This window comes from Clostridium sp. CF012, from assembly GCF_018861755.1.
Lineage (GTDB): Bacteria > Bacillota > Clostridia > Clostridiales > Clostridiaceae > Clostridium_AD.
On the sequence record NZ_JAHLEF010000005.1, the window covers coordinates 127,782 to 140,264 of the forward strand.

A 12,483-nucleotide genomic window follows, 5' to 3' on the forward strand; every position below is an offset into this window, starting at 1 on the left:
CGCCCCCTTATTATTGTGAATAAATCATTATACTATAGCAATACAAATAAATGGTTGTCCATAAAACTTGTAAACTATAAATAAATATATCTAATTATATATATTCCTTAATTCAATCTCATATGTTAGTTGTATAATTGTTATTACCATTATTAAATCAAGTAATTATATAAATATATATTAATATATCATATTTTTATTAAAAAAACGATATAATTTTTTAAATTTTCTAAATATTTCAATAATTCTTTTATTATTCTCATCATACCTATCTGGAAATACGAACATCTTAAAATTAAAACACTGATTTTGCAACTTTTTTCTTAAAATAACAGTTAAAAAACCAAAAACCTTATATGAAAAATTGCCTCAGCTTCTAAATAGGAGAATAGAAGTACCAGTTTCTTATATTTATACATTTTGCTTAGTCATATTTATTAGCTCTACCTTATCAACATTTATAATAACAGATAGTATGAGAATGGATAAAAAACTCCAAGGATATACTAATATTCGAATTTTGAATATTAGTATTATATAGGTGATGTTTATACTCTGCTTTATGCTATTTATTCTTCTGAGATGAATTTTGAAAAGGCTACTGAGTATTATGGAAAACAGAATAATGAAAGGCAAAATATTATAATTTGAGAGATAGTAGATTTATTGGTTTAAATACTTTTAGCAGTACTGAAAAAGGATACCCACTGTGGACGGATGCCGAAGGTAATTACTCAATTTCTAATTTACCTAAGGGAGAGTATAACGTTGAATTAGATATTCCTTTAATACTATTAGCTAAAAACAGAACAGTTTATCAGAATAACATTGGCATAGATAGGATTATATACCTTTCTGAAAATGAACACAAAGAATTAAATTTCAACTTCGTACCACCTATAAATATAAAGCCAAAAGGAATAACTTACCCTCAAGATAATAAGGTAAATATTAAGTGGGAAAAGGTTGAAGGAGCTGCGTATTATTATGTAAATATAACAACTATGTATGATCCAATTAATTTAGTGGGAAGCAGTGGTGCTTTTCCAATTAATCAAAAAATAGCTGATACAAGTTATACCCTTGATATTGAGAAGATGAACAACCAGAATCTAGCGCAATTTACAAACGAAGATGGCTTAGTAAATAATTATGAATGGGCCATAGAACAGATTTTAAAACTACCTAAAGAAGATATTAAAGAAGAGCAATATTCAAATTTAGCTGATATATATTTAAGGCTTAAAGACTTTAATGGTGCTAAAGGGTGTTTCAATAAGGCTAGAACCTTAGGGCTTGATTATTTGTATGATTATCCACTACTAGAACTATACCTTGAAGATTTTAATGAAGCATTAAAATTATCTCAGAATATAAGTGGTTTTCTGTATAGTGGCAACAAAAATAATTTTATTGAAGCTCTTAAAGAAATTAAAAATGTAGATAAGACTTCCGAAGATTACAAGGCTTTTAGAGAAATTTTAAGAAGTGTATTAAGTAGAGAAAAAGATTACAAGAAAAAATATAAAGACAACAATTCTAAGATTAAAAATTCAACATTAAGTAAAATGATGACTGAAATCGCAATAGACTACAACTTGAATGAAGAGTAAATATTATTCCCCCCCAAGCACGGTTACTTTTAGTAAAAAAGGCTATAACTTGAATGAAAAACGTTAACTGATTTTGTAATTTATAATCATAGAGGTGAAAGCATGTAGGAGTGTTAATATATAATATAGGTTTTTCTTAAGTCACAGTTACTTTCAATGTGAATTTTCTCCGGAGTGACTTGCAATAAGAAGCGAAGAAACTATTAAATTCCATTTAGAAATTCTTCTTTTGCGAATGTAAAATCCTCGTAAGCCTGCCAGGACGGCGAATGTGAGCGGTAGAGGATTTTATATGAGCAAAAGATTAGAATTTCTTAATGGAATTTCAAGTTTATAGCTCTTATTGCAAGGCACGCAGGAGGATTTGCTACTTAATTATTCCTATCTAAGTTTTTTACATCCACCCCTCCAAAAGCTACAAAACATTGCAAAGTTAAAACTGGTGCCTCTGGATTAACATAATTTTTGCCTCTAGTTTTATTGGACCATCCTCCGAATATAGGAATGCCTTTTACTATAACCTTCCATTCAGGAGGAACTATTATGTTCACTCCACCAAAAGCAGCCGTTACATCTATTCTTGCACCATCATTTAAAATACAAGCATCTCGAAGATCCAAATCAATTCCTCCAAAAAGAGAAACAAGACTCCCCCCCCTAAAGTTTTTAGATATATTTCTTGTTTTTACACCTGAGAAAAGCGCTAAGTTATCCACCACATCCTCGTCAATTTCGCTTTTACTAAATTCATGATTCTCTTTTTTTAAGGTTTTAGGCACGAGCATTGATACACCAATAGCTATAATTATTGCAGGCCAAAAAAATCTCATCAGACTAACTGTAATGATATCAAGCTTTTTCAATTGAAGTAATACACCAATAACTACTAATGTAATACCTGAAGTCTTAGAAACAGGTCCTTTACTTAACTGACTTATTCCAGCTCCTACTAGTATAAGTGGCCACCACATTGATATTAGGTTACCTAAATGAAAAAGTCCTAGTTGTTGAAATAATGCTCCAATTCCAATTAGTATAAAGATGATTCCCAAATAAAATTTACTCTTCAAAATAATCCCCTCCAGTATTCCTTATAGATACATAACCGTTGTTAACTGCTATGCACTTTGAATTTTATATATTTAAATTATATGCATCTCATTATACCATTATATGGTTTTTTGTACTAATACAAAATTAATTGCTATAGTTTTCTTATCTTCTCTAGTAGATTTCTTCATTAGTTTTTCATTTTATAAAATAATCCTCATAATTATAGTCAACCATGCTGCCAATTATTTTGTTATTTCAATGTGATTTTTTTAAATTATCACTTGAAGTTAAATCTAAAATGGTTATAATTAGTATATTAGTTCATATTTTTATAATTATCAAAAAATTGGAGTAATTATATATGAATAAAGCTATTGAGGTTGTAGAAAGAGTTCCATCAATTATGGAAACAAATCTTCATAATATTTACTTCTTAATCAGTATCCTCTATCAAAGAAAGGTGATAATATGAAAAAAAAGTCTCTTTTTATTTTAATAATTATATTTTTAATCCTAACTTCCATTTATCTATTTATTCCATATAAGCAACTTATTATTGAATATATTTTCAACATTTTCAAACCCAAATTTCAAGTATCCGAAAATTTTTCAAAAGTTGATAACAACAAAAATGGAGTTGCAGATGTATTAGATATAGTTAATGGCGCTAATAATGAAGTTAAGCGTAAAACAAAGTATATTAGTAATTATTATAGTGGCGGATACCCACCTGAAAGTGAAGGAGTATGCACCGACGTTATTTGGAGAGGATTTAAAGCTGCTGACATTAATTTAAAAGATCTTATTGATGAGGACATAAAAAGCAATACTAAACTTTACCCTAGAGTACAGCTCAAACCTGACCCTAATATTGACTTTAGAAGAGTACCTAATCAAGATGTGTTTTTTAGCAGATACCTCCTAAGTCTAACCACTGAAGTTAAATCTAGAAATCAGGAAAATTTAAAAGAGTGGCAACCTGGTGATATTGTGGTATTCACAAAAGGTTACGAGCACGTTGGTATTATTTCTGATAAAAGAGATAAAGACGGTATTCCCTATGTTATTCATAATACCAAGCCCCATGCTAGCACAAAGAAACTTTCTTGGTTTACATCTCCTATACATGCTCATTATAGGTGGAAATTTAATTAGTAAAATACTTTCAATATTTTGATATTCATCAAAACACATTTTTTATGTTATTTTCAAGGTATATTTTAATTAGATTAATATATACACCAATTATCATCTACATTAATCTAATTACAAAAAGAGAAAAAAGAGGTATAAGGAAAAAATCCCTATACCTTATTTATTGTTATTAAACTAACCCTTGATAATACATCTTTATTAATGCATATAGTTTTCGTAGGGCCTTAGATTCCCATAGTGCTAAAGAGTACAACCATAAATTGCACCCTTATATGTTTTTCAAATTGTAACCTTATGGCATAGGAGGGTCTACGCGATTTGGAGATACCGTAATTATGTCAGGTTTTAACGGTGTTACAGTTTTTGCACTTGTTACTATATTTATAAATGCTCCTCCTAGTATTACTACTGATAGGACTAGGGTTAAAATGTTTGTCTTTTTCATGTTAATCATTTCTCCTTTTCCTTTTATATATTAAATGCCTTTCACAGCATCTAATTCCCCTTTTAAACCTTTTAAATAGGCATCTTTTGTTATGTCAAAATACCAATCATTAGCATTTGTTTTTTCAACTATTCCAATTAATCGTTCCATAGCTTTGAGATTATGTTGTAACCTTGCGATATTGTACAATACCCCAATTCTGAGCTTATCATTAGTAAGTTCCCTATATACTTGACTAAGAGTTTTATATATTCCTACTGCTTTCTTTATATCTGTCTCCTGATAACACCTAGCAACGGAAAACATGCTCAAACTGTAGTCCTGTTGCATTATATCAACTTCATTTACATATCTAAGGCTCTCTTTTGCATTTATTAACGCATTTTCCATATCGTTATATCGCATATATATCAAGCTTTTAGAGTAATATCCAAACCACAGGAATGAATTTGTTTTTGATTTTTCAATGAGTTCATCAAGTAACTCCATACATTTATAATTATCTTCTTTTAAATAAGCAGTTTTAATTTCACTTTTTAATATATTTAATTCTCTTTGTAAATCCATTTTTCCTGCCCCCATGAAAAATAATTCTTCTAAATCTTCTGATTCTAAATTTTTATATCTACTATCTAATTGTAAATGTTGCTTTAAGCAATTATTAATCTCAAACATTTTGACATTATCCACATGTCCAACTTTATTTAATAAATCTGATTTATTCACAGTTATAATTTGTTCACATAAAACTCTTGATTCCATATCTAATCCATAACCATCAATTTTAACGTGACTCTTGGAGTTTCTATTTAAATTAGAAGTTAATCCAAGTACATTTATAGTATCACTTTTTAGAATATGCTTAAAATTAGAGATAATGATAACAGGGTGTTTACCTGCAATTACATTTTTATAACTTTCTTTTATATTGCAAGTCCATATGTCATTTCTAAAAAAACCTGTACTCATTTTAACTCCCCTTAATATATAATTTTCAACCGTTTGGCAACGCCAATGTAATTTAAGAAAATCCCTTGCCTTTCTTTTTCAAGCATCCATTCCAACATATTTAATCCTGCATCTACAAAACCCAGCTTTGTATTTAGAGTAATTTTACCTTCTTCGGTAATATATATTTTAGTTATTGAATCTAACAAGGTCTATTTCACCCTCTTCGGTTGCTATTACTACACCTTCAACAACTCTTATGAACCCTTCCGGAACATCTCCAACCTCACATGCTCTATTTAATATATCTTCATATGTTGCTAACCCTCCAACCTCTTCCTTAATGAACTTGATTTCTCCATTAATCATTTTTGCGTTTAACATAATAATCCCCCTATTTTTTATTTAGTTTTCTAAGAACTTCTTTAACCTATTACCAATTTATTTGCTTATAAATATATAAACCTTCTTTGGAAGGCTCTACACTATCTAGTTTACACTTATTTACATAATCTAGCAAGATATAAGTTCCAACATTATGGACATGAGTTTATCATAATTTATAGTATCAAAATACTTAGATATGTCAATAGCAATAACCCATTTATAACCGTCGTTGATGTGTTCCTTACATTTTTCAATCGCATGGTGTTGACTTCACCTCAAGAAAATTCACATCTCTATAACATCTTAAAACGACTTAAATGCTATGTTTAATCGGTTATATGTAAACACTTTGAATATTATTCATAATACCAAACCCCATGCTAGCACAAAGAAACTTTCTTGGTTTACATCTCCTATACATGCTCATTATAGGTGGAAATTTAATTAACTATGGATTTATTTTTCTCCATAATTCCTCCATAATTAAATGCTATTATTTAATTATAGTAAATAGTGTAAATGAGTAATTGAGTAAAGGGAGGAAATATTATGTTTGGTAGAGGTTATGGCCCTGGCGCTTCTTGTTTTTCTGGTGGAAGTGGTTTGTTTCTAATGATGGGTATAAGACTATTGATATTCGCTGCTTTAGTGTTTGTAGGTATTAAACTATACAAGAAATATGCTACCCACTCACGAAGTGCATTAAAAATGTTAGATGAAAAATTTGCTATGGGAGAAATTAGCGAAGAAGAATATATTAATAGAAAAACTGTACTTAATAAGAAAAACTAGAGAAAATCTCTAGTTTTTCTTATTAATAAACATACTTATTTGATATAGCTTATTTTAAGGATATAATAGTATTAATATTTAATAAACTTTGAGGTGAAACCTATGAAAGACGCAAAAAAAATTTTAGTTGTAGATGATGAAAAAAGAATTCTAGAGGTAGTAAGGGCTTATTTAGAGAAGGATGGTTTTCAAGTAGTTACTGCACTAGATGGTGAGTCTGCATTAAGAATATTTAATAACGAAGTTATCCATCTAATAATTTTAGATTTAATGCTTCCTAAGATATCTGGAGAGGAAGTTTGTAGTAAAATAAGAGCCACTTCGGATGTTCCAATAATCATGTTAACTGCAAAAGTTGATGAGGATGATAGAATTGATGGTATAACTATGGGTGCAGATGACTACTTAACAAAGCCCTTCAGTACCCGTGAACTTGTAGTTCGAGTAAGGGCACTTATAAGAAGGACTTATAGAGACTCTTCCCCCTTAGCTGATTATTTAACCTTTAATAACAATGATTTAGAAATAGATGTTAAAAAAATCCTTGTAAAAAAACATGGTCTCCCTGTAAATCTCACCACCAATGAATTCAAAGTATTAGTAGCCTTACTTACAAACCCTGGCCAGGTATTCTCTAGGGAACAGTTAGTAGACAAAGCTTTTGGCATTGATTACGATGGATTTGATAGAACTGTCGATTCATATATAAAAAACATCAGACAAAAAATTGAAGATATTCCCAAAGAACCCATATATATTATTACAATTTATGGACTTGGGTATAAATTTATAGGCTAATTATAATTTTAGGAGGGAACAGATGAAAATTTCCTTAACAAAAAAACTTTCTTTAGGCTTTCTCTTAGCTATTATTACCTCTATTCTTATAACAAGTCTTATATCCAATTACAGGATTGATAAAGAGTTTAATAGATATCTGGTAGATGAACATACATCAAAGATTGAAAGTATAGTAAAAATTGTAGAGGATTTATATACTGGTACTAATGGATATTCTGATTTAAATAAAGATGAAATTCAAAGATATGCAGTATCACAAGAACTATTTATACAAATTAAAGATATAAAAGGCAACTTAATTTTTTCCTCTGGTAGCACACATTTGCAAAACAGAAGCAAGGGTGGGTCAATGATGGATTCCATGATGCATCAAAGCTCTAATAATAACCTGGGAGAATATTTAGAAGCAAAGCATCCCCTACTTAAAAATGGTAATACTGTTGGTTATTTAGTAGCAGGCTACTTCAGCACCTCCTACTTAACTAACGCTGCATTAACCTTTACTAAGACGTTAAATCAATCATTTATGTTATCAGCTTTTATTGCATTACTTATTGGGCTATTCATAAGCATTATTCTTTCAAAACAGATATCAACCCCCCTAATAAAAATTACTTCTACCGCTAATAAAATGAGAGATGGTCACCTAGATGTTAGATGTTCTATAAAGACAAAAACAAAGGAAATCCACGAACTTTCAAATTCAATTAACTATTTAGCGGAGACGTTAAGCCAGCAAGAAATGCTTAGAAAGAGATTTACTTCTGATATGGCTCATGAAATAAGAACCCCCCTTACAACACTTAAAACACACGTTGAGGCCATTCTTGATGGGGTATGGGAACCCACCAAAGAGAGACTAGAAGTTTTTTCTGAGGAAATCGATAGGCTAACAAAGCTAGTAGATAATTTACGTAATCTTGCAAAACTCGAGCAAGCTGATTTGAATTTAAATAAAACAAAATTTAATTTATCCAACGAGTTAAGTGGAATTATTAATAACTTCCAGTTGTTATATAGTAAAAGCGGTTTTACACTTACTTCTACCCTTTCAGATAATATAGCTGTTTCAATGGACAAAGATAAGCTTAAACAAATTATGTATAACCTTCTAACTAATGCTTATAACTACTTAAATAAAGGTGGCCAAGTCCAAATCCTATTGGAAGACACCGTAAATCATATTGTTATAAAAGTAGTGGACACGGGTCTAGGTATTGACGAGAAAGACTTACCTTATCTATTTGAAAGATTTTATAGAAGCGATGTTTCTAGAAATAAGGATTCTGGTGGATCCGGCATAGGTCTTACTATTACAAAAGCACTCGTAGAAGCACATAATGGTAAAATATTTGTGGAAAGTAAAGTTGGAGAAGGCTCAACCTTTATTATTGAATTGCCTAAATCATTACTGTGTTCAATAGATTAATATAAATAATATCATATATAAGCATTTTAAAATCACAATAATATGTAGAATTATTGTGATTTTATAGTTGAATAAAAAGCAGTTCCTAAAATAATAATACCGCCTAGAATTTCTCTTACAGTCGGTACCTCTCCAATGATAAGTAGCGCAAAAATAATGCCATACACTGGTTCTAAACTAGAAATAATTCCTGCTGTTTGTGTTTTAACACTTTTTAAACCATTAATAAATAATGTGTGAGATATAGCAGTAAAAACAATACCTAGTAAAATTAGTAATAATATATCCGTAGGTTTAAATGTAGGTCTTAACAAAAATATAAAAGGAATTAATACAAGTGTAGCTACGAATTGTTCATAAAAAGCTATCACTACGCTTGAGTATTCTTTCACATATTTTCTATTAAGCATTGAAAGAATTGCATATGTGAAACTAGAAAGTACTCCCCACAGAACCCCCTGTGTTAAATTATCGCCTAGTTGAAACTTTGGAACTACAAGTGCTACTCCAAGTAGTGTAATAATTGCAATTACAATATCTCTCATCACAATTTTCTCTTTAAAAAAATAGGGTTCAAGAAAAGTAACAAAAACAGGAAATGTAGAAAATATCAGTAGCCCTATTGCTACTGTTGACACCTGAATGGACTTAAAAAAGGCACTCCAGTGAACGGCTAATATAAGTCCCATTATTGTAAGGTAAAGATAATCCTTTTTTACTTTTAGTTTTATGTCTTTCTTAAGAAAAAGCATAATAATCAATAAAAAAACACTTGAAAAGAAAACTCTTCCCAGTACAATTATCATAGGAGACAATGAAAGTAATTTTCCAAATAATCCTGCTATTCCAAACAAAAAGACAGCTAAGTGTATTTGTGCTAAGTTTTTATTTTTTATATTCACATAATTGCTCCTTCCTTGTCTTATTTTTCTTTAACTTCTCATATTTAAAGTATTCATAGAATAACTTTTATAATAATCCTACCTTATTATAAAAGTTATTCTACAAATATATTGAAAGTCCTTCAAAGTTCAAATAGCATTTACAGTTTTTAACCTTTCGCTTATAACATAAAAACACAGTAGATTTTATACTTGCTCTACTGTGTTTTTTTATTCTTTGTGTTGTTTTTCATACTTATTATTTTATGCTGCTTAAGGTTTCCCATTCAGATCTTAGTATTCCATATAAATACATATCATACCGTCTGCCATCTCTATGAATAAACTCTCTATATACCCCTTCTCTTTTAAAGCCTAATTTCTCATATAGCTTTATAGCAGGTTCATTGTATTCAAGTACAGTAAGCTGTATTCTATGGAAATTCAGTTCGTCAAAGCCAAACTCTATAGTTAGTTTAAGAGCTTCCTTTCCATAGCCACATCCCCTATGTTTTTCTCCTCCAATTCCTATATATATTAAAGCGGTTCCATTATTCCAAGATATATCTTCAAATCCTGTAACCCCAATAAGCTCCTTTTGCTGAAGATCTTTCACAGCAAAAATATAAGCTGTATTAGATTTTCTCACTTCACTAACTAACTCTTTTACATCTTCTATTGTTTTAGGAATTGCACTTACTATATCGTAATGACGCATGAAGGACGCATCGTTGTACCACCTTTGAAATTCTAAAACATCTTCTTCATTTATTGCCGTAAGCATTATTTTTTCCCCAACCAAAAGATTTTTCATAATATTACCTTCCCTTTAGCTTTAATTCCATATTAAATTATCACCTAGGGTGCTAAAATATGGTTAAATCATCATTCGAAAAAATAGACTAGCTATACGCTAGTCCATTTTATTAGACATCACTAACTAGACATTTAGAAAAATTAAAAATATATTTTTTCTCTAATTTGAAAGGTTGATAAGATAGTTTAGATTTTCGTAGACCTGCAATTCCTAGGTCTTGTTCTCTATTAATTATCTTAACATCACTAAAGCATCTATCAATAAAAGTTTTGTTTATAAAACTGTATACTCCACTATAGTCCATATCTGCCTTTTCTATATGAATTACTGCCAAATTATCATTTAGTTTTTCTCCCAAACTAAACGCAACTATCTTTTCATCTACATAAACAGCAATACCCTCAATATCTATTATTTTCAAATTTTCCAGGACATCCTTTATTCCCTGTAATTCGTAATAAAGCTTATCATCATTATCTTCATTACCTTCATACCATTTTTCTGCAGCTTGTATTACATCACTTATCACGTGTTCCTCTTTAATGTCTTTAACTTCATATTTGTACTTCTTTATAAAAGAATTATAATGATTTTTTTTACCATGGAGCTTCTTACCAGAAAGCTTTATAAGTTTTTCAGCTTCATACAAATAATCAAAATTATCTCTATCTTCTTTTATACAAATATCCCTAACATCATCATATATGTTACTTATTTCTTCCATAAACCCTTCATCAAGATCTTTGAATAAGTAATGCATATTGTTTTCTGTCTTATAATCCATTAGTGCATCTATTATTTCTTTTAGATTTTCCGTACTGTAGCCCAAGGGCTGCATAAAATAGTATCTTCCTGCAAAATCCTGTTTCTTTATTATTAGAGCCCCTTTATGAATAGTAAAACAAATATCACAAGCCTCTCTCCATATATATAAAGTTGTAAAAGAATATTCACAACTTAGAAATTTATATGGATATATAAATTTTTCCAAAGTATCTTTGTCTTCAATTGTAAGTCTTTTAAAAATCATCATATCAACCTTTCCCCTTAGGATATACCATAAATATCATCATATTTTTACGTTCATCTACAATTTTATACTGTTTGTTCATTTTTTGCAAGTAGATACTTATATGAACCATAGTTACCAAATGTATACCTACGATGATAGCATAGTACAATTTTTTTTCTGTAGTTATATTAGCCACATTTTTAAATATAAATACAGTATACTACAATATTATATTATGCTATAATTTTGTATCTTGTTATTTGTATAATGTAATAATATGATATATCTCAATACTATGATATATCATATTGTTATGATATCATATTGTTAAAGGAAACCATGTAATATTTCACTTAATTTGATTTTTCAATATTCTAGGAGGTGCTCATACTTGGACAATATTTCTCTTATACTAGCTTTTTCAGCAGGGTTACTTTCTTTTTTATCTCCCTGTGTTTTACCATTAGTGCCGGCCTACATAAGTTATATAACGGGAACAGCTATTAATGAATTAGATGATAAAAAAGCTAAATTAAATGTATTATATAAATCTTTTGGATTTGTCATTGGTTTTTCTATTATTTTTATTTTAATGGGAGCTTCTATAACAACCCTTGGTAAACTTTTTATTTCAAATCAAACTATTTTCAGAAAAATAAGTGGTTCTTTAATGATAATATTCGGTCTTCACACCATGGGACTACTAAAAATCAAACTACTTTATAGAGAAAAAAGATTTTTCTCCTTTAATAAAGCTAGTGGTAAATTTGGTTCTATACTTATGGGCATGGCCTTTGCTGCTGGCTGGACGCCCTGCATAGGACCTATTTTATCTTCTATCCTTATATATGCTAGCAGTTCTGAAACCATAGCGAAAGGTATTCTTCTGCTTTCAGTATATTCCTTAGGTCTTGCTGTTCCTTTTATTTTAACGGCTCTTGCTATAGGTAGTTTTACAAAGCACAAAAATGCTATTTTTAAATATTTACCTGTAATATCCACTATAAGTGGAATACTATTACTTTTAATGGGTGTACTGATTTTTACAAATAAAGTGAATATTTTAAGCCGTTATTTAGATTTTTTTAATTTTTAAGGGCATTTCAGAAGACTTTATTTTGCTTTATAACATCCATAATAGAGAACCACT

14 protein-coding genes are annotated in these 12,483 nt (G+C 29.6%); 6 read left to right on the top strand and 8 right to left on the bottom strand.

Features of this window, described 5'->3' with window-relative positions:
* Positions 1-647: 647 nt before the first annotated feature.
* Positions 648-1,613 carry a hypothetical protein gene (locus tag KPL50_RS07300; RefSeq protein ID WP_216297800.1) on the top strand — a complete coding sequence of 322 codons (966 nt, stop codon included), beginning with the start codon at positions 648-650 and terminating at the stop codon, positions 1,611-1,613.
* 371 nt (positions 1,614-1,984) lie between these two features.
* Here KPL50_RS07300 and KPL50_RS07305 read toward each other — a convergent pair whose 3' ends face one another.
* Positions 1,985-2,683 carry a LiaI-LiaF-like domain-containing protein gene (locus KPL50_RS07305; RefSeq protein ID WP_216297801.1) on the bottom strand — a complete coding sequence of 233 codons (699 nt, stop codon included), beginning with the start codon at positions 2,681-2,683 and terminating at the stop codon, positions 1,985-1,987.
* Positions 2,684-3,134: 451 nt separating this feature from the next.
* Between KPL50_RS07305 and KPL50_RS07310 the strand changes: the two genes are divergently transcribed.
* Positions 3,135-3,821, top strand: a complete 687-nt coding sequence (locus KPL50_RS07310; RefSeq protein ID WP_216297802.1) for a DUF1287 domain-containing protein — start codon at positions 3,135-3,137, stop codon at positions 3,819-3,821.
* Positions 3,822-4,113: 292 nt separating this feature from the next.
* Here the strand turns inward: KPL50_RS07310 and KPL50_RS07315 are convergent, their stop codons facing one another.
* The 4 genes from KPL50_RS07315 to KPL50_RS07330 are packed head-to-tail and all read right to left on the bottom strand — an operon-like array spanning position 4,114 to position 5,598.
* Positions 4,114-4,266 carry a hypothetical protein gene (locus KPL50_RS07315; RefSeq protein WP_216297803.1) on the bottom strand — a complete coding sequence of 51 codons (153 nt, stop codon included), beginning with the start codon at positions 4,264-4,266 and terminating at the stop codon, positions 4,114-4,116.
* Positions 4,267-4,296: 30 nt separating this feature from the next.
* Positions 4,297-5,235, bottom strand: coding sequence for a type II toxin-antitoxin system PemK/MazF family toxin (locus KPL50_RS07320; protein WP_216297804.1), 939 nt, complete (start codon positions 5,233-5,235; stop codon positions 4,297-4,299).
* Between the two features lie 11 nt (positions 5,236-5,246).
* Complete coding sequence (locus KPL50_RS07325) at positions 5,247-5,423, bottom strand: hypothetical protein (protein ID WP_216297805.1); 177 nt, start codon at positions 5,421-5,423, stop codon at positions 5,247-5,249.
* A complete protein-coding gene (locus tag KPL50_RS07330) occupies positions 5,404-5,598 on the bottom strand; it encodes a hypothetical protein (RefSeq protein WP_216297806.1) in 195 nt (64 codons plus the stop codon). Before KPL50_RS07330 ends, KPL50_RS07325 begins: the two co-directional genes overlap by 20 nt.
* 552 nt (positions 5,599-6,150) lie before the next feature.
* Between KPL50_RS07330 and KPL50_RS07335 the strand changes: the two genes are divergently transcribed.
* The 3 genes from KPL50_RS07335 (at position 6,151) to KPL50_RS07345 (ending at position 8,623) form a co-directional block, all read left to right on the top strand.
* Positions 6,151-6,393, top strand: a complete 243-nt coding sequence (locus KPL50_RS07335) for an SHOCT domain-containing protein (RefSeq protein ID WP_216297807.1) — start codon at positions 6,151-6,153, stop codon at positions 6,391-6,393.
* A gap of 102 nt (positions 6,394-6,495) precedes the next feature.
* Positions 6,496-7,191: a response regulator transcription factor gene (locus KPL50_RS07340; protein WP_216297808.1), complete on the top strand. Its 696-nt coding sequence runs from the start codon at positions 6,496-6,498 to the stop codon at positions 7,189-7,191.
* Positions 7,192-7,213: 22 nt separating this feature from the next.
* Positions 7,214-8,623: a HAMP domain-containing sensor histidine kinase gene (locus tag KPL50_RS07345; RefSeq protein WP_216297809.1), complete on the top strand. Its 1,410-nt coding sequence runs from the start codon at positions 7,214-7,216 to the stop codon at positions 8,621-8,623.
* A 50-nt stretch (positions 8,624-8,673) separates the two neighbouring features.
* On the opposite strand, the gene KPL50_RS07350 is transcribed toward KPL50_RS07345, so the two are convergent.
* The 3 genes from KPL50_RS07350 to KPL50_RS07360 all read right to left on the bottom strand — a co-directional run bounded on the left by KPL50_RS07350 (position 8,674) and on the right by KPL50_RS07360 (position 11,354).
* Complete coding sequence (locus KPL50_RS07350; RefSeq protein WP_216297810.1) at positions 8,674-9,525, bottom strand: DMT family transporter; 852 nt, start codon at positions 9,523-9,525, stop codon at positions 8,674-8,676.
* 238 nt (positions 9,526-9,763) lie between these two features.
* Entirely contained in the window at positions 9,764-10,318 is a 555-nt protein-coding gene (locus tag KPL50_RS07355) for a GNAT family N-acetyltransferase (RefSeq protein ID WP_216297811.1), read from the bottom strand.
* A 112-nt stretch (positions 10,319-10,430) separates the two neighbouring features.
* Positions 10,431-11,354, bottom strand: coding sequence for a DUF2156 domain-containing protein (locus tag KPL50_RS07360; protein ID WP_216297812.1), 924 nt, complete (start codon positions 11,352-11,354; stop codon positions 10,431-10,433).
* A gap of 370 nt (positions 11,355-11,724) precedes the next feature.
* Here KPL50_RS07360 and KPL50_RS07365 point away from each other — a divergent pair, with 370 nt between their 5' ends.
* On the top strand, positions 11,725-12,429 hold the full coding sequence (locus KPL50_RS07365; protein WP_216297813.1) for a cytochrome c biogenesis CcdA family protein: 705 nt from the start codon (positions 11,725-11,727) through the stop codon (positions 12,427-12,429).
* The last annotated feature ends 54 nt before the right edge of the window (positions 12,430-12,483 follow it).